General features: G+C 63.7%; 20 protein-coding genes. 4 read left to right on the top strand and 16 right to left on the bottom strand.

The annotated features are described in order from the left end of the window. Positions 1 to 44: 44 nt before the first annotated feature. The 9 genes from ACZ41T_RS16770 to ACZ41T_RS16730 all read right to left on the bottom strand — a co-directional run bounded on the left by ACZ41T_RS16770 (position 45) and on the right by ACZ41T_RS16730 (position 5,971). Entirely contained in the window at positions 45 to 308 is a 264-nt protein-coding gene (locus tag ACZ41T_RS16770; RefSeq protein ID WP_464922478.1) for a hypothetical protein, read from the bottom strand. A gap of 73 nt (positions 309 to 381) precedes the next feature. Continuing rightward, positions 382 to 1,638, bottom strand: a complete 1,257-nt coding sequence (locus tag ACZ41T_RS16765) for a 6-phosphofructokinase (RefSeq protein ID WP_464922477.1) — start codon at positions 1,636 to 1,638, stop codon at positions 382 to 384. 106 nt (positions 1,639 to 1,744) lie between these two features. Next, complete coding sequence (locus ACZ41T_RS16760; RefSeq protein WP_464922476.1) at positions 1,745 to 2,110, bottom strand: hypothetical protein; 366 nt, start codon at positions 2,108 to 2,110, stop codon at positions 1,745 to 1,747. A gap of 18 nt (positions 2,111 to 2,128) precedes the next feature. Continuing rightward, complete coding sequence (adk, locus tag ACZ41T_RS16755) at positions 2,129 to 2,782, bottom strand: adenylate kinase (protein ID WP_464922475.1); 654 nt, start codon at positions 2,780 to 2,782, stop codon at positions 2,129 to 2,131. A 103-nt stretch (positions 2,783 to 2,885) separates the two neighbouring features. Further along, positions 2,886 to 3,677, bottom strand: a complete 792-nt coding sequence (gene kdsB, locus ACZ41T_RS16750; protein ID WP_464922474.1) for a 3-deoxy-manno-octulosonate cytidylyltransferase — start codon at positions 3,675 to 3,677, stop codon at positions 2,886 to 2,888. A 5-nt stretch (positions 3,678 to 3,682) separates the two neighbouring features. Continuing rightward, on the bottom strand, positions 3,683 to 3,868 hold the full coding sequence (locus tag ACZ41T_RS16745; protein WP_464922473.1) for a Trm112 family protein: 186 nt from the start codon (positions 3,866 to 3,868) through the stop codon (positions 3,683 to 3,685). Then, positions 3,865 to 4,920, bottom strand: coding sequence for a tetraacyldisaccharide 4'-kinase (gene lpxK / locus ACZ41T_RS16740; protein ID WP_464922472.1), 1,056 nt, complete (start codon positions 4,918 to 4,920; stop codon positions 3,865 to 3,867). The genes ACZ41T_RS16745 and lpxK overlap by 4 nt, the downstream gene beginning before the upstream one ends. A 12-nt stretch (positions 4,921 to 4,932) precedes the next feature. Next, a complete protein-coding gene (locus tag ACZ41T_RS16735; RefSeq protein ID WP_464922471.1) occupies positions 4,933 to 5,349 on the bottom strand; it encodes an ExbD/TolR family protein in 417 nt (138 codons plus the stop codon). 16 nt (positions 5,350 to 5,365) lie between these two features. Then, positions 5,366 to 5,971 carry a MotA/TolQ/ExbB proton channel family protein gene (locus tag ACZ41T_RS16730; protein WP_464922470.1) on the bottom strand — a complete coding sequence of 202 codons (606 nt, stop codon included), beginning with the start codon at positions 5,969 to 5,971 and terminating at the stop codon, positions 5,366 to 5,368. A gap of 339 nt (positions 5,972 to 6,310) precedes the next feature. Here ACZ41T_RS16730 and xseA point away from each other — a divergent pair, with 339 nt between their 5' ends. Next, entirely contained in the window at positions 6,311 to 7,666 is a 1,356-nt protein-coding gene (xseA, locus tag ACZ41T_RS16725; RefSeq protein ID WP_464922469.1) for an exodeoxyribonuclease VII large subunit, read from the top strand. A 7-nt stretch (positions 7,667 to 7,673) separates the two neighbouring features. Here the strand turns inward: xseA and miaA are convergent, their stop codons facing one another. Further along, positions 7,674 to 8,615, bottom strand: a complete 942-nt coding sequence (miaA, locus tag ACZ41T_RS16720; RefSeq protein ID WP_464922468.1) for a tRNA (adenosine(37)-N6)-dimethylallyltransferase MiaA — start codon at positions 8,613 to 8,615, stop codon at positions 7,674 to 7,676. Between the two features lie 163 nt (positions 8,616 to 8,778). On the opposite strand from miaA, the gene ACZ41T_RS16715 reads away from it, so the two are divergent. Further along, complete coding sequence (locus ACZ41T_RS16715; protein ID WP_464922467.1) at positions 8,779 to 9,801, top strand: class I fructose-bisphosphate aldolase; 1,023 nt, start codon at positions 8,779 to 8,781, stop codon at positions 9,799 to 9,801. Positions 9,802 to 9,883: 82 nt separating this feature from the next. Beyond that, positions 9,884 to 10,465 (top strand): acyloxyacyl hydrolase, encoded by a 582-nt coding sequence (locus ACZ41T_RS16710; protein ID WP_464922466.1) that lies wholly within the window; start codon positions 9,884 to 9,886, stop codon positions 10,463 to 10,465. An 89-nt stretch (positions 10,466 to 10,554) separates the two neighbouring features. Here the strand turns inward: ACZ41T_RS16710 and ACZ41T_RS16705 are convergent, their stop codons facing one another. The 5 genes from ACZ41T_RS16705 to tsaE form a co-directional block, all read right to left on the bottom strand. Next, entirely contained in the window at positions 10,555 to 11,010 is a 456-nt protein-coding gene (locus ACZ41T_RS16705; protein ID WP_464922465.1) for a ligand-binding protein SH3, read from the bottom strand. A gap of 171 nt (positions 11,011 to 11,181) precedes the next feature. Further along, positions 11,182 to 11,544 (bottom strand): S24 family peptidase, encoded by a 363-nt coding sequence (locus tag ACZ41T_RS16700; RefSeq protein WP_464922464.1) that lies wholly within the window; start codon positions 11,542 to 11,544, stop codon positions 11,182 to 11,184. 62 nt (positions 11,545 to 11,606) lie between these two features. Next, complete coding sequence (gene mutL / locus ACZ41T_RS16695) at positions 11,607 to 13,388, bottom strand: DNA mismatch repair endonuclease MutL (protein ID WP_464922463.1); 1,782 nt, start codon at positions 13,386 to 13,388, stop codon at positions 11,607 to 11,609. A gap of 80 nt (positions 13,389 to 13,468) precedes the next feature. After that, positions 13,469 to 14,680 (bottom strand): N-acetylmuramoyl-L-alanine amidase, encoded by a 1,212-nt coding sequence (locus tag ACZ41T_RS16690; protein ID WP_464924003.1) that lies wholly within the window; start codon positions 14,678 to 14,680, stop codon positions 13,469 to 13,471. Next, positions 14,662 to 15,147, bottom strand: coding sequence for a tRNA (adenosine(37)-N6)-threonylcarbamoyltransferase complex ATPase subunit type 1 TsaE (gene tsaE / locus ACZ41T_RS16685; protein WP_464922462.1), 486 nt, complete (start codon positions 15,145 to 15,147; stop codon positions 14,662 to 14,664). Before tsaE ends, ACZ41T_RS16690 begins: the two co-directional genes overlap by 19 nt. Between tsaE and queG the strand changes: the two genes are divergently transcribed. Beyond that, on the top strand, positions 15,142 to 16,200 hold the full coding sequence (queG, locus tag ACZ41T_RS16680; RefSeq protein WP_464922461.1) for a tRNA epoxyqueuosine(34) reductase QueG: 1,059 nt from the start codon (positions 15,142 to 15,144) through the stop codon (positions 16,198 to 16,200). The genes tsaE and queG overlap by 6 nt on opposite strands. Positions 16,201 to 16,448: 248 nt before the next feature. Here the strand turns inward: queG and ACZ41T_RS16675 are convergent, their stop codons facing one another. Further along, positions 16,449 to 17,063, bottom strand: a complete 615-nt coding sequence (locus ACZ41T_RS16675) for a cation efflux transmembrane domain-containing protein (protein ID WP_464922460.1) — start codon at positions 17,061 to 17,063, stop codon at positions 16,449 to 16,451. Positions 17,064 to 17,068: the final 5 nt, after the last annotated feature.

Here is a 17,068-nt window from a genome sequence, read left to right as displayed (position 1 = left end):
AACCCCAAAAAAACGGCCACTTTCGCCACCGTTCCTGTTTACTCCTACTTACCTATTACCAAGCCGCCTTCAAAGCGTGTGCCTGGCTCGAACCCGAAAATCCGGTCGAGCTGCAATTCCCTGATGAGCTGATCGACCGCATCCTGCCCGTGCTCGCGCTGCACCTCGGACAGGATCAGCTTGGCTGAATTGCCATTGTAAAAGCCGCCGAAGTCGGCTTGTACCTTGAGCAGCTGCTTCGCGCGATCGAGTGTCATTTTTTCAGGGGTCAGGGGTTGGGATTCAGGAATCAGGAAACGTGCGGGCAAAGCCCTCGCCCTGATTTGTTGCGCGGCACAGCCGCACATCCCCTGACCCCTGGCCCCTGAATCCTGATCCCTGTCAGAGTTTGAACGCCGCCAGCTTCTTCGCCACCGCGACGTTCTTCAGCGTCACGTACACCGGCAGGCCATCCTTGTATTTCGGATAGTCTTCGCCCTGAATCAGCGGCGTCAGGTAGCGCTTGCACTTGGGTGTGATACCGAAGCCATCCTTGGTGATGAAATCGCGCGGCATGAATTTCTCGACGTTGGCGACGTCTTTCAGATCCGCCATGCCGATCTTGTACTTGTAGGGCGCGTCTGAAATGCGCTCGACCGTCGGCATCACCGAATTATGGCCCTTGATCGCCAGTTCGACCGCTTTCTGGCCCAGCTCATAAGCCTGCTTGACGTCGGTCTTCGAAGCGATGTGGCGCGCGGCGCGCTGCAAATAGTCGGCCACGGCCCAATGGAACTTGTGGCCATGCGCGTCCTTGATCATGTTGGCGACCACGGGAGCGGCGCCGCCCAGTTGCGCGTGGCCAAAGGCGTCACGCGTGCCCTGCTCGGCGAGGAACGTTCCGTCCGGGTAATGACAGCCTTCGGACACCACCACGGTGCAGTAGCCGTGTTCCTTCACCAGCCTGTTGACACGGGCGAGGAATTTTTTCTGGTCGAACTCGATTTCCGGGAACAGGATGACGACGGGAATACCGTAGTCCTCGACCAGACCGCCGGCGGCTGCGATCCAGCCGGCGTGACGGCCCATCACCTCAAGAACAAAAACCTTGGTCGAGGTCTTGGCCATCGAACGCACGTCAAAGCTGGCTTCCAGCGTCGACACGGCGATGTACTTGGCAACCGAGCCGAAGCCGGGGCAGCAGTCGGTGATCGGCAGATCGTTGTCGACCGTCTTCGGCACGTGAATGGCCTGGATCGGATAACCCATCGCCTCCGACAGCTGGCTGATCTTGAAGCAGGTGTCGGCCGAGTCGCCGCCGCCGTTATAGAAGAAATAGCCGATATTGTGTGCCTTGAACACCTCGATCAGGCGTTCGTATTCGCGCTTGTTGGCTTCCAGCGATTTCAGCTTGAAACGGCAGGAACCGAAGGCGCCCGACGGCGTGGAGCGCAGTGCGGCAATCGCGGTGGTGGATTCCTTGGTGGTGTCGATCAGGTCTTCGGTCAGCGCGCCGATGATGCCGTTGCGGCCGGCATAAACCTTGCCGATCTTGTCCTTGTGCTTGCGCGCGGTCTCGATCACGCCGCAGGCCGATGCGTTGATGACGGCTGTGACGCCGCCGGACTGTGCGTAAAAGGCGTTCATTTTCTTCGCCATACTTACTATTGCCTCCCTCGATACTTTAAATTCAACGTAATGAATCGTATTTTTGCAAAACAAAAGGCCAGCGCCGGTTTATTCAACAAACAGAGCTGGCTTGATATCAACTGTGGCCGGACACTTCGCTCTCGGCCAGGCGCCTGACTTCCTCGTCGGCCTGCATTTTCAGCAGGGTGGTGACGCAGTCGCCAATGTCGTCGTATTCCTCGCGTCCGGTCGCAAAGCGATCGCGAATACGATAGAAAAACATGCTGCGATAGCGCGAATCACCGGTTTTCGACAGCACGAAATGACAGCCATGCTCGTTCCAGTAAAAGCCCGGGCACAGCGTCAGTTCGCGGTCGTCGATGTGCAGACGGATTTCAGTGTCGACATTCTGGATCTCGACTTCCCTGCCATAACGCTCGTTGACCGACTGCTGGACGACCCAGCGCTCGGTGTCGGTCAGCGGGGCAATCTGCTGCGGCATCGCTGGCGGAATTCCGGCTCAGCCAAGTGCGGCAAAAATCGAATCGCGGATTCCGTCGACCTTGCCGACGCCCGAAACCTTCACGTACTTGGGCGCACCGGCTTCGCCGCGCGCCGCCCAGTCGCCGTAGTACTTCACCAGCGGTTCGGTCTGTGCGTGGTAGATATCGAGACGCTTTTTCACGGTTTCTTCGGTGTCGTCGTCGCGCTGGATCAGATCCTCGCCGGTGACGTCGTCCTTGCCGGCAACCTTGGGCGGATTGAACACGATGTGATAGGTGCGGCCCGATGCCTGGTGCACGCGGCGGCCCGACATGCGCTTGACAATTTCCTCGTCGGCAACATCGATCTCGACCACGTAGTCGATCGGCACGGCAGCAGCCTTCATTGCCTCGGCCTGCGGAATGGTGCGCGGAAAACCGTCGAACAGGTAGCCGTTCTTGCAGTCGGCTTCGGTCAGACGTGCCTTGACCATGCCGATGATGATGTCGTCGGAGACCAGGCCACCGGCGTCCATGATGGCCTTGGCCTTCATGCCGAGCTCGGTGCCGGCCTTGATCTGCGCACGCAGCATGTCGCCGGTGGAAATCTGCGGAATGCCGTATTTTTCCTTGATGTAATTGGCTTGCGTACCCTTGCCCGCGCCGGGGCCGCCCAACAGAATCAAACGCATTGCATGTCTCCCTTAGATTTTGAAAATGCCAAACTGCCGTAGCCTAAGCCAAGGCCCGCTTCTGCAACACTTAAAATTTTTTATTGGGGGATTCAACAGCCTGTTAGCTTGCCTGAAACAGACCACGAACTCGCGCCAGATCTTCCGGCGTATCGACGCCGGGCGCCGGCGCGATGGGGGTGATGCCGAGGCTGATGCGGTGGCCGTGCCACAGCACGCGCAACTGTTCGAGCATCTCGTAGCGCTCCAGCGGCGAACTGGCAAGGCTGGCATAAGTGCGCAGAAACCCGGCGCGATAGGCATACAGGCCGATGTGGCGCAGCGCGCCGAGTTCGTGCGGCATGGTCTGATGCGCGGCGCCAATTTTATCCGATATCGCTTGCTGCGCAGCGAAAGCATCGCGCGGCCACGGAATCGGCGCGCGGCTGAAATACAGCGCATAGCCGGCTTCGTCGGCGACGACCTTGACGACGTTGGGATTGACGAAGTCGGCATGATCGTGGATCGGATGCGCCAGCGTGGCCATCACCGCATCGTCGTGCAGCACCAACTGGCGCGCGGCTTCGCGGATCAGCACGGGGTCGATCAGGGGCTCGTCGCCCTGCACGTTGACCACCAGCGTGTCGTCGGTCCAGCCCAGGGTTTCGGCCACTTCGACCAGCCGTTCGGTGCCGGACCGGTGATCCGGCGAGGTCAGCAGGGCCTGGTGGCCTGCTGCCGCGACCGCCTGCTGTACTCGCACGTCGTCGGTGGCGACGACCACCGACTCGGCCCCCGCCTGCAGGGCGCGTTCCAGCACATGGAGGACCATCGGACGGCCGCCGATATCCGCCAGCGGCTTGCCCGGCAGCCGGCTGGACGCATAGCGCGCAGGGATGACGACGCGAAAACGCATGACGATCAGCGATTGTGGATTTCGTCGGGACTCAGGGTGCGCGCCTCTTCCGGCAGCATCACCGGAATATCGTCGCGGATGGGATAGGCCAGGCGGCATGCCCGGCACACCAGTTCATGCGCGGATTTTTTCCATTCGAGCGGGCCTTTGCAGACCGGGCAGACGAGGATTTCAAGCAGCTTGGGGTTCATCGATCGGGGTCCTGTGGTTTCTCGGCGCGCGGGCCGTTACGGGCGGCTACGGCCGGCTTTGATAAAGATTGCGCGAGGCGTGCGTCCAGCCAATGGATCAATCCGGCTTCCGGCGCAACATCCAGTTCCACCGCCCACCAGTCCGTTCCCGCAAACGAGCGGCATTTTACCGCGTCTTTTTCAGTCATCAGCACCGCAGCGTCGGCCGGCAGATCCTGCGGCCGAAAGGCATGGTGGTCGGCGAAGGTGCATGGCGTGAAACGGATGCCCGCGGCTCGCAGCATGTCGAAGAAACCCTGCGGGCGGCCGATGCCCGTCACGGCGAGCCAGTCGTGTTGCGGCAGGTCGCGCAGCGCCCTTGTTTCCCGAGGCGCATGCAGGCGCCAGGCCTGCCCTGCGCTGTAGTCGGCGCGCCAGGTCTTTACCCCATACGGATGTGGCTGTGCCGTCCCGCGCACCACCTGGATCACCGCATCCGCGCTGTTCAACCGGCTGGGGGGTTCGCGCAGGGGTCCGGCCGGCAGCGGCCAGCCATTGCCCAGTCCGGTCGCTGTGTCGATCACCACCAGTTCGAGGTCGCGCTGCAGGCGATAGTGCTGCAAGCCGTCGTCGGACACGATCACGTCCATCCCCGGATGGCGTGCCAGCAGGGTGCGCGCCGCCGCCACCCGGTCGCGTCCGACCACCACCGGCGCGCTGGTTTTGAGATGGATCAGCAGCGGCTCGTCACCCACCTCCGCCGGGTTGCTGCCAGGCCACACCTCGACGCAACCGCGCGCCGCGCCGCCGTAGCCGCGGCTGACCACACCCGTACGGTAGCCCTGGGCACGCAGCCGGTTCACCAGCCAGATCGTCAGCGGGGTTTTGCCGCTGCCGCCGGCGCTGAGGTTGCCGACGATGATCACCGGCACGCCGACGGAAATGGCAGCCAGCCAGCCGCGCCGGTATGCCAGACGACGCAGCCCGGACACGGCGGCGAACAGCGCAGCGAGGGGTGAGAGCAGCAGCGTGAGCACGCCGGTGCGCGCCCAGAGATGCTGAAGGGAAAACACGAATGCGCCCGCTTACGGGGCAGTCTGGGTGACGAAGGTGATGCGGCTCAATCCCACCCGGCGCGCCGCTTCCATCACGTTCACCACCGACTGATGCGTGGCCCGCGCATCGGCGTTGATCACCACCACGGGGTCGACCTGGCTGCCGGCGGCCTTTTTCAGCGCGGCGGCCAACTCGTCGACCGAGATTTCGCCCACCGCGGCATCGTCGACCTGATAGCGGCCGTTTTCCGCCACGGCCACCTCGATCTGCTTGGGCGGGGTCGGCGTCTGCTCGGCGCTACTGGTGGGCAGGTTGATTTTGAGTTCGGCAAAGCGCGCGTAGGTAGTGGTCACCGCCAGGAAAATCACGATGACGAGCAGGATGTCGATGAACGGAATCAGGTTGATTTCCGGATAGTCCTCGCGGCGGCCTCTACGAAAATTCATGGCTGCTTTATTTCCCTTATTTCCGCTCGCCGTGGACGATTTCCACCAGCTTGATCGCCTGCTGCTCCATATCGACCACCAGGGACTCCACCTTGGCGCGGAAGTAGCGGTAGAAGATCATCGCCGGAATCGCCACGATCAGGCCGAACGCCGTGTTGTAAAGCGCGATCGAAATGCCGTGCGCCAGCTGGCCGGGGTTGGTGCCGCCCCCCGTCTGCGCGCCAAAGATTTCGATCATGCCGATCACCGTGCCGAAAAGACCGAGCAGGGGCGCCATGCTGGCGATGGTGCCGAGCGACGTCAGGAAACGGTCGAGTTCGTGGGTGACGGCGCGGCCGGCTTCCTCGATCGATTCCTTCATGATCTCGCGCGAGTTATGGGCATTCTTCAGCGCGGTCGCAAAAATCCGTCCCATCGCCGAACCGTCGGCCAGCCGCGTGACGAGCTCCTGGGTGACGCCGCGTTCCTGATAACTCTTGATCGTTTCCAGCAGCAGGCTGACAGGGGCGACTTCCTGGGTCCGCAAGCTGTACGCACGTTCGATGATGATGGCCACGGCGACGACAGACGCCAGAATCAACGGCCAGACCGGCCAACCGGCCGCCTCTATGATGGCAAACACTAAATACCACTCCACAATGAAAACACCAGGCGGAATGGTGCCCCCGCGTGCGGGTTTCGGCAAGCACCAATTGAGGGGACGGCGTATTTTCGGGCTCCCTGCGAGTTCTCCACAATTGATGTGGATAAGTCTGTTGGGAACTGCCTGCCTACCCTCTTAAACACCCGCCCATCAAGGGAAAAGCCGTTTGGCCCAAAAAGTAGACAATGGCAATATTGCTTAAATATCAAGAAGTTATAAAACCCAACCCACGTCAATAGTATTGATACAATTTATTTTGTGAAAGCTTGATGACGGTGCATGAACCGCGCTGGAGGTTAACCCGTTATCCTGTAGCCCATGAATTATCCGGACGATTTCCCCGCCATCGCACCTGCCCTGCCCGTCCTCACCGTAAGCGAGCTCAATCGCATGGCGCGCCGCGCGCTGGAATCGCAACTGCCGCTGTTGTGGGTGGAAGGCGAAGTGTCCAACTTCATGCGCGCCGCTTCCGGCCACTGGTATTTTTCGCTGAAGGACGCCACCGCGCAGGTGCGCTGCGTGATGTTTCGCGGCCGCAACCAGTTTGCCGACTTCACCCCGGCCAACGGTGACCACGTCGAAATTCGCGCCCTGCCCTCGCTGTACGAGGCACGCGGCGAATTCCAGCTCGGCGCCGAGGCAATCCGCCGCGCCGGTACCGGTCGCCTGTATGAGGCCTTTCTCATGCTCAAGGCGAAACTGGAAGCCGAAGGCCTGTTCGATCCGGCAAAAAAACGCGCCCTGCCACGCTTTCCGCGCGTCTTGGGCATCGTCACCTCGCCGCAGGCGGCGGCCCTGCACGACATCCTGACCGCGCTTTCGCGCCGCATGCCGGGCCTGCCGGCAATCCTCTATCCGACCCCGGTGCAGGGCGCCGGCGCGGGCGCGCAGATCGCCGTCGCCATCCGCACGGCCGGTGCGCGCGCCGAATGCGACGTGCTGCTGGTATGCCGCGGCGGCGGCTCGCTGGAAGATCTGTGGGCGTTCAATGATGAGCCGGTGGCGCGGGCGATTGCCGCCAGCCCGATGCCGGTGGTGAGCGGGGTCGGCCACGAAACCGATTTCACCCTGGCCGACTTTGCCGCCGACCTGCGCGCGCCCACCCCGACGGCGGCAGCCGAGCTCGCCAGCCCGCTGCGACAGGAGCTGCTGCTGCAGCTGGGACAGCTGGCACGCCGGCTGCAGCACCCATTCACGCGCAGACAGCAGACCGAAATGCAACGGCTGGATTACCTGGCACGACGCCTGGTCCACCCGGCCGAGCAGCTGCGCCGCCGGCACAGCGACCTTTACCGGCTGGCGCAGCGCCTGCGCCATGCCTGCGGCACCCGCCTGACGACCGAGCACCTGCGCCTCGCACGGCTGAGCCAGCGGCTGGTGACGCCGATTCACGTCATCCGGCGCGAACAGCAGCGGCTGGACGCGCTGGACATACGCGGCAGGCGTGCGGTCGAGGGCGGTTTCGGGCAACGCCAGTTGAACCTGGCACGGCTCGCCAGCAGCCTCGCCCACCTCAATCCGGAAGGCGTACTGGCGCGCGGCTACAGCATCGTCCGGCGGGAAGACGGCCGCGTGGTGCAGGATGCTGCAGCGCTCGATGCCGGCGACGCCGTCGGCATCCGCTTCCACCGTGGGCAGGCCCGCGCCCGGATAGAATCGACCCGCAAGGATTAGGGCACAGTCAAGCCTTCAAATGACGTGCCACCAGGGCCGTCGCCTGCGTCTCCAGATCGTCCGCCAGACAGTCCAGCACCACCGCGTCGGGCCATGTGCGCAGCCAGGTGAGCTGGCGCTTGGCGAGCTGGCGGGTGGCGGCGATGCCCTGTTCGCGCAGCGCCTTCATATCGATATTGCCGTCTAAACAGGCCCACGCCTGGCGGTAACCGACCGCGCGCATGGCGGACAGATCGGGGCTGAGCACATAGGCACGGCGCAGAAATTCCACTTCGTCGACCAGGCCTTCCGCGAGCATGGCGTCGAAGCGCGTGGCGATGCGCTGGTGCAGCACCGCGCGGTCGGACGGAATCAGGGCGAGCTGCAGCACGCGATAGGGCAATTCGGGTTGCGCGCGATCGAGCAGTGCCGACATGGGCGTACCGGTGAGCCGGAAAATTTCCAGCGCGCGGCCGATACGCTGGGAATCGTTCGGCGCCAGCCGCGCGGCGGTCGCCGGGTCGACCGCCGCCAGTTCGGCGTGCAGCGCGGGCCAGCCGTGCGCCTTCGCCTTCGCTTCCAGCGCTTTCCGCAGCGCCGGATCGGCGCGCGGCAGGTCGTCCAGGCCGCGCAACAGCGCACGAAAATACAGCATGGTGCCGCCGACCAGCAGCGGCACCTTGCCGCGCGCGACGATGTCGGCCATCAGCCTGCGCGCGTCGTCGCAGAACGCCGCGGCGGAATAGGCTTCGGTGGGGTCGCGGATGTCGAGCAGGTGGTGCGGGGCGCGCGCCAGGGTGGCGGCATCGGGCTTGGCGCTGCCGATGTCCATGCCGCGGTACACCAGCGCCGAGTCGACGCTGACGATTTCGAGCGGGAAGCGTTCGGCCAGGCTGACCGCCAGCGCGGTCTTGCCCGATGCGGTCGGGCCCATGAGGAAAACGGCGGGGGGAAGGCTGGGTGCGGACATGCGGGGATTATCCACCAGCCTGGCGGTCGCGCCGATGGCGGCTGGCGGTTCGGTGCGTTGCCGGCAGGCGAGGCGTAAAAAAAACAGGGTCTACAGTACAGTATAGGGTGAGGGCATCGACGAATGCCCTGACTCATTTATTCCTGAAGGAGGGCCATAGCCCATGAACATCGACGAACTCAAGTCCGTGGCGAGAGCCATTGTTGCGCAGCACAAGGGAGTGCTGGCGGCTGACGAAAGCAGCCCCACCATCAAGAAACGCTTCGACACGATCCAGGTTGAATCGACCGAGGAAAACCGCCGGCGCTACCGCGAAATCCTGTTCACCGCCGACGGCATCGAGCGCCAGATCGGCGGCGTCATCCTGTTCGACGAAACCCTGCGCCAAAGCACGCACGACGGCATCCCCTTCCCCAAACTGCTGGCGGACCGGGGCATCATCCCAGGCATCAAGGTCGATAAGGGCGCCAAGGCGCTGGCGCTCTGCCCCGGCGACAGGGTGACCGAAGGACTCGACGGCTTGCGCGAGCGGCTCGCCGAATACAAGCAGCTGGGCGCGCAATTCGCCAAATGGCGGGCGGTGATCGACATCGACGACCGCTATATTCCGTCGCCGTTTGGCATCCGTGCCAATGCCCACGCACTGGCGCGCTACGCCGCGCTGTGCCAGGAGGCAGGGCTGGTGCCGATCGTGGAGCCGGAAGTGCTGATGGACGGCGCTCACGGCATTGAGCGCTGCGAGGCGGTAACGGCACAAGCGCTGCAAGCGGTGTTCGCCGAGCTCGACGCCCATGGTGTGCAATTCGAAGGCATGCTGCTGAAGCCGAACATGGTGCTTGCCGGCAAAAAGTGCCCGCGCCAGGCCAGCGTGCAGGAGGTCGCCGAGGCCACGCTACGTTGCCTCAGGCGTTACGTGCCGGCGGCGGTTCCCGGAATCGTGTTCCTCTCCGGGGGGCAGAGTGCGGAGGATGCGACCGACCACCTCAACGCCATGAACGCGATGGAGCCGCAGCCGTGGGAAGTCAGCTTCTCGTACGGGCGGGCGCTGCAGGCGCCGGTACTGGCCGCCTGGCAGGGTCAGGAAGACAACGTCGCCGCCGCGCAGACCGCGCTGATGAACCGTTGCCATCTGAACGGCCTGGCCCGTGCCGGTAAATATTCCCGCTCCATGGAAAGCGCCGCATGATCGCGCCAGGGCTTGGCGCCCCGGTCGACCGGCGGTCGGTTCCGGATCCGCCTGCCATTCCCGCGGACAGGCGCCGGAGCTGATGCCCAAGCGGTTTCATCGGCTACTCCGCAGCGTCCGCCTGGCGAGCCTGTGGCTGGCCATCGCGCTGGGCTTTCATGCATCCGCCTGCGCAACGGAAATCGCCGCAAGCAGCAAACGGATTCTGGCGATCGGCGTGATCGCGCACGACCGCGGACCGGCGAGCGATCACCACGAAAACGGAGTCGATCTCAATCTGGAGATCCAGTACCCGCCGCTTGCGTTCGCAGACTCGTTGCACCCCCATCTCGGCGGCACCCTGAACTTTGTGGGGGATACCAGCATGGCCTACGCCGGCCTGAGTTACCGCGTGCGCGAAACAAGGCAATGGTTCGCCGACCTTCTGCTCAGTGTGGCCGTGCATGACGGGCCGCTGCACAAGGATCCGGAGGGCTGCCGCTTATACAGCGACTGCGGGTACGGCATTCGCGTCATGCCGCGCTTCGGGCTGGAAACAGGCTATCGGATCAGCGCCGCCAGGTCGGTTTCCCTGTTTGCGGATCACATGTCGCACAAGTGGATCGTCGGCGGCGAAAACGAGGGACTCGACCATGTCGGGGTGCGCTATCTGCAGTCCTACTGACCCACTGACCCATCCCTTCCCGGGAAAGCCGGCCACAAAAAAGCGGCGGAAGTCTCCCCCCGCCGCTTCAGTTTCGACTGCTCGCGTAATCAGGCTGCGTTGGCGTACTGCGCCTTGGCCTGGCGTGCGGCCGCGATTTCGTCGGGACCGTAGGCCTTGCCGGACCACAGCATGTCGTAGGCGATTTCCTCGTTGCCGTTCTCGCACAGATCCAGCACTTTCTGGAACAGCGGCTGGAAGGTTTCCGATAGGTGTGATTTCTCGTGGTTTTCGTAGTCGGTCCAGAAGGTCACGATCAATGCCTCCTTGCCCTTCATCGGGCTTTCGACCGCCTGGCCGATGGTCGAACCCGCGTTCGACACGATGCCGGAGTTCAGCGCGACGAAGCCGCCGACGAAGCCAGTGTCGGAATGGTAAGTCTTGACGTTTTCACACAGAAATGCCACCCGCTCCTGCAAATCATCCACCGTGAATTCAGGTTTCAGAATTACCCGATTGACTGTCACGATACCGTCGGTCGGGAAATTAGCGATCAGTCCACTCATGGTTTATCTCCTGTCTGGAAAGGGTTGAACAGGCCTCCAGTGTATATACCCGAGTAATTTAGTCAACTACTTTATTCAATTCTCTCACTGCGCCATTGATCAAATTGATGGCGGTCCTGACAAGGCGATTTCTTTCATATCGGCAAGTTGAAGAATCCCGCTGTGGCAGGTTCATACGTAGCGCTTTTGCTCGCTGCGTTTTCCGGGCCGCTTTTTCATGATGACCACGCCCTTGGCGACGTCGATGTCGGCAACCGGTATGTTCTCGTACAGGGGGTTGAGTGGCTTCAGCATCCAGCCATCGGGCGTCTGCACGAGCTGGCGGAAAATATACTCGTCGTTCACAAAAGCCACCACATAGGAGCCGTCCTTGATCAGTCCGGACGGCTCGACGACGATGATCTCGCCCTCCTCGAATTCCGGCATCATGGAGTCCCCCAGCACCATCAGCGCATAAGGTTCGGCACTGGCGCAGTTACTGGCCTCGTTGACATCCTGGATCGGGATGGTCTTGCGTTCGCTGCGTTCGTTCATGGGGGTCTCGTTCAAACAGATCAATCAGACAAAGCTTATATACAAAAGCGCCGGATGCAAAATCAGCGGCCGCGCATGAACATGGCGTCGAGCTCCCTGAGGCTGATCGGAAACCAGGTGGGGCGGCCGTGGTTGCACTGTCCGGCCCGCTCGGTGGCCTCCATCTCGCGCAGCAACGCGTTCATTTCTGGCAGCGTCAGATGGCGGTTGGCGCGCACCGCACCATGGCAGGCCAGGGTGGCCAGCAGTTCGTTGCGGCGCTCGGCCAAAAGGCGCGCCACGCCGAATTCGGCGATTTCGGCCAGCACGGCACGGGTCAGTTCCACCGGGTCGGCATTCTTCAGCAGCCACGGCACCGAGCGCACCGCCACCGAGGTAGGCGAAGTGATCGACAGCTCGAAACCGATTTCGCGCAATTGATCCAGGTGCGGGCCGATTTCCGCCGCGTCGCGCGCGTCCACCGTCAGCGCCACCGGGATCAGCAGGGTCTGCGCCGGCACCGCGCGGGCATCGAATGCAGCCTTGAGTTTTTCATAGACCACCCGTTCGTGCGCCGCGTGCATGTCGACCAGCACCAGCCCCTGCGCGTTCTGCGCCAGCACGTACACGCCGTGCAGCTGCGCCAGCGCATAGCCGAGCGGCGGCGCATCGCCCTGCCCGCTTTCAGGCAAAGCCTGCGCCGCAGGCGCAACAAACGCCCCTGAATCCTGGCCCCTGACCCCTGATCCCTGAAGCGGCGCATAGAACCCCATCGCCTCGGTCACCTGCAGCGGCATCGATGCCTGCCGTGGCGCGCCAAACCCCGGTCTGAACCCCGCTACCGAGGGCGTGTCGGCCGCCTCGGGCATGCGCTCGGCCGGCACCGGCACCGACAGCAGGCGCTCGACCGCATGAAACAGAAACTGGTGCACGCCGCGGCTGTCGCGGAAGCGGATCTCGGTCTTGGCCGGATGCACGTTGACGTCCACCGCATCCGGCGGCAGGCTGATGAACAGGCAATACGCCGGATTCAGCTGATGGTGCAGAACGTCGCGATAGGCTTCCTTCAGCGCATGGACGATCAGCTTGTCGCGCACGTAGCGCCCATTGACGAACACGTGCTGGCTGTCGCGACTGGCCGTCGCGGCGCCGGGGCGGATCACCCAGCCGGACACCCTCAAGGCCCCCGCGGCGGCATCGACCGCAATCGTGTTGCGCTCGAATGCCTCGCCCATCACCTGACGCACCCGCGCGGCGGCGGAATCGGCGTTGAGGCGCAGCTGTACCCGGCCGTTGTGGCTCAGGGTGAAGGCCGTGCACGGGTTCGCCAGCGCCAGCCGCCGCACGGTTTCGGCGCAGTGGGCGTATTCGGTGGCCTCGGTCTTGAGAAATTTGCGCCGCGCCGGGGTGTTGAAGAACAGGTCCTGGATGTCGATGGTGGTGCCGGCGGCGCGCGCCGCCGGTGCGGGTTCGCTCAGGCGACCGCCCTCGACGCCCACCGCCCAGGCATGCCCGGCGTCCGCGCCGCGGCTGCTGAGCTGCACCCGCGCGATGGCGGCAATCGACGCCAGCGCCTCGCCGCGAAATCCCAGGCTCGCAACCTGTTCGAGGTCGGCCAGGCTGGCGATCTTGCTGGTGGCGTGGCGGGTCAGGGCCAGCGCAAGTTCGTCGCGCGCGATGCCGTTACCGTTGTCGGCGACCCGGATACGCTTGATGCCGCCCTGTTCCAGATCGATCTGGATATCGGTGGCGCCGGCGTCGAGACTGTTTTCGAGAATTTCCTTCAAGGCCGCGGCCGGGCGTTCGACCACCTCGCCGGCGGCGATCTGCGAAATCAGCACATCGGGCAATACGCGGATCGACATGTCAGTTCGCAAACGTCACGACGCAAGCCTCGCCAGCGGCCGGTCCAAACCCGTGGCCGCGGCGCCCGGAAAACCGGCGCTCATGGATTGAGCGTCAGCCGCGACGGCGCGCCCAGCGGATGCTTGTCGAAGTAATTCCTGACGCCGACGACGATGGCGTCGGCCAACTGGTCCTGGTAGGCAGAATCGTTCAGGCGCCGCTCCTCTTCCGGGTTGGAGATGAACGCAGTCTCGATCAGGATCGAGGGGATGTCGGGCGCCTTCAGCACGGCAAACCCGGCCTGCTCGACCTGCGCCTTGTGCAGCGTATTGACGCCGCCGATTTCCTTCAGCACGGCATTCCCCAACTTGAGGCTGTCGTTGATGGTGGCGGTCTGCGACAGATCGATCAGGGTGCGCTTGAGGAAGGGGTCCTTGACGTCGATGTTGACGCCGCCCACCAGGTCGGCCTCGTTTTCCTTCTTGGCCAGCCAGCGTGCGGCGACCGAGGTTGCGCCGTTCTCGGACAGCGCGAACACCGACGATCCGCGCGCGTGCGGCTTGATGAAGGCATCGGCATGAATCGACAGAAACAGGTCGGCCTTCAGTGCACGCGCCTTGGTGACGCGCTGCACCAGCGGCACAAAATAGTCGCCATCGCGAATCAGCACGGCACGCATGTTTTCCTGCGCGTCGATCTTTTGCTTGAGTTTCTTTGCCAATGCCAGGGTGATGTGCTTTTCGTACGAACCCTTGGCGCCGATGGCGCCGGGATCCTCGCCGCCGTGGCCGGCATCGATCGCCACGATGACGAGCCGCGCGTACTGTGGAATACCCGGTCCGGCAGGCTTCAGTCCGGCCATCGCCGGCTGCGGAAGGACAGCCGGGCTTGATGCCGTATCGGCCACCTGGTCCGGATACAGGTCGATCACCAAGCGGTGGCCATACTCTGCCAGCGGCTGCAACTGGAACACCGACGGCCTGACGGCTGCTTTCAGATCCAGCACCACCCGCATCACGCCGGGGCGGTTGATGCCCACCCGAATCGCGCCGATGTAGGGATCATCCGCACTCAGCTGGGCGGTCAGCGCATCGAGCACGGCGTTCTTCTCCACGCCTTCGAGGTCGATCACCAGGCGCTCGGGATTCGACAGGGTAAAGTATTGATGCGCGACCGGCTGCGCGGCCTCCAGCGTGATACGCGTGTAATCGGGCGACGGCCACAAACGCGTGGCGGAAAGCTGCAGCGCCTGGGCCCAGCCCGACGCCAGCACACCGCACAGCAGGAAAATTTTCAGCAGAGCGTGCAAAATGACTCCAGATATTGGGCGCCGCGCGAACTTCTCGCTTCGCATTCGATTTCGCGTGCCTCGTCCGCAATCGTCAGCCGGATGATCATGTCCGGCGGCGGCAGCCAGCCCGCGGCTTTTTCCGGCCATTCGATCAGACTCACCGCCTGGCCGTCGCTGATGTCGCGAAACCCCGCATCCAGCCACTCGCGCGGGTCATGCATACGATACAGGTCAAAATGATATAGCTCAAACGCGGGCAGGCTGTAGATTTCAGCCAGGGTGTAGGTCGGGCTCTTGACCCGCCCGCTGTATCCCAGCGCACGCAGCATGCCGCGCACCAGCGTCGTCTTGCCCGCACCCAGATCGCCCTCAAGGTAGAACGTCATCCCCGCCGCCAGTTGCCGGGCCAGTTGCGCACCGAATGCAAGCGTCGCAGCCTCATCGGCCAGACGGCGGCGGCAACGCACGATATCATCGACGGTATGCATGAGCAGGATTTAAGCCGACTGGCACAGAAAATCAAGTACTGGGGGCGCGAGCTCGGCTTTGCCGCGGTAGGCATTGCCGACAGCGACCTGAGTACGGCCGAAGCGGGCTTGCAGGAATGGCTGGCGCAAGGTTTTCATGGCGAGATGGATTATATGGCGGCGCACGGCACCAAGCGCAGCCGGCCGGCCGAACTGGTACCGGGAACCGTCCGCATCATCAGCGCACGGCTGGACTATTTTCCGCCGACGTCGGCCGATCCGCAGGCGGTGCTGGATGACGCCGACGCCGCCTATATTTCGCGCTACGCGCTGGGACGCGACTATCACAAGGTGCTGCGCAACCGCCTGCAAAGCCTGGCCGAAAAAATCGGCACGGAAATCGGCGCGTATCATTTCCGCGTTTTCACCGACAGCGCGCCGGTGCTGGAAGTGGCACTCGCCACAAAATCGGGACTGGGCTGGCGCGGCAAGCACACGCTGCTGCTGAACCGGCAGCATGGCTCGTGGTTCTTTCTCGGCGAGATCTATACCGATTTGCCGCTGCCGGTAGACGCGCCCGAAGCCGGCCACTGCGGCACCTGCTCCGCCTGCATCGACGTCTGCCCCACCGCTGCGATCGTCGCGCCCTACACGGTCGACGCGCGGCGCTGCATTTCTTATCTCACCATCGAACTCAAGGGCAGCATCCCGCCCGAGCTGCGTCCGCTGCTGGGCAACCGCATCTACGGCTGCGACGACTGCCAGCTGGCGTGCCCGTGGAACCGCTTTGCGCAAACCGCCGCGCTGCCGGATTTCGAAGTGAGGAACAGACTCGACAGTGCGCAACTGGTGGACCTGTTCGCCTGGAGCGAAACGGAATTCAACGAACGGCTGGCGGGCTCGCCGATCCGCCGCATCGGGCATGAGCGCTGGCAGCGCAACATCGCCGTCGCGCTGGGCAACGCGCCGCCCTCGCCCGTCGTTCAGGCCGCACTCGGCGCCCGCCTGGATCATCCGTCCGAGTTGGTACGCGAGCACGTGGCGTGGGCGCTTGCGCGCCAACAAGTGGCGTAAGCGCAAGGCTTGCAAATTGTCTTTCCGGCGAAAGCCGGAATCCGTGGTTTCAATGGACTGGGCCGACGATTAGGCTTACTGTGAATTTACTGCCAGTTTCGCACTGTCGCCCCACCATAAGTCACCCTGTGGGAGGGGCTTTAGCCCCGATAGGCGCGTCAATCGCGGGTAAACCCGCTCCTACCGAAAGGCACTCTTATGGAGGCGCGCCCTCGCCGCGATTTTCGCAACCATGAAACCACACCGTTTTAGTTCATGCGCAGCTCACGCTGCGCATGTTGGATCACCGAGGCACCCGAGCTCAGCGCCAGCCCGGCCAGCACCAGCGCCACCGCGATATCCGGCCAGCCGTGCGTGGTCGCCCACACGCCGCCCGCCGCGCCCATCACCGCCAGATTGCCGAGCACGTCGTTGCGCGAGCACAGCCACACCGAGCGCGCCTGCGCGTCACCCCGGCGATACGCGAAAAGCAGCGCCGCCACGCCGACGTTGACCGCCAGCGCCAGAAGGCTCACCCAGCCCATGACGAACGGCTCCGGCACCACGCCGGCCGACCACTGCCAGGCCGACTTGCCAAGCACGAACACGCCGAAGCCGATCATCAGCCAGCCTTTCCACAGCGCACTGCGCGAGCGCCACACCGGCGCCAGGCCCAGCACGAAGAGCGCGACGGCGTAGTTGCCGGCGTCGCCCAGAAAGTCGACCGCGTCGGCCAGCAGCGACACCGACTGCGCCGAAAAGCTGGCAACGATCTCCACGCCGAACATCAGCGCGTTGAGCACCAGCGCAACCCACAACGCGCGCCGGTAGCGCGGATCGGACGGCGCCGCATCGCACACCGAATCGCAGCCGCACTCGCTCATGCCGG

It is taken from the genome of Thiobacillus thiophilus (assembly GCF_055378705.1).
This window is presented reverse-complemented; position numbering and strand designations above follow the sequence as displayed.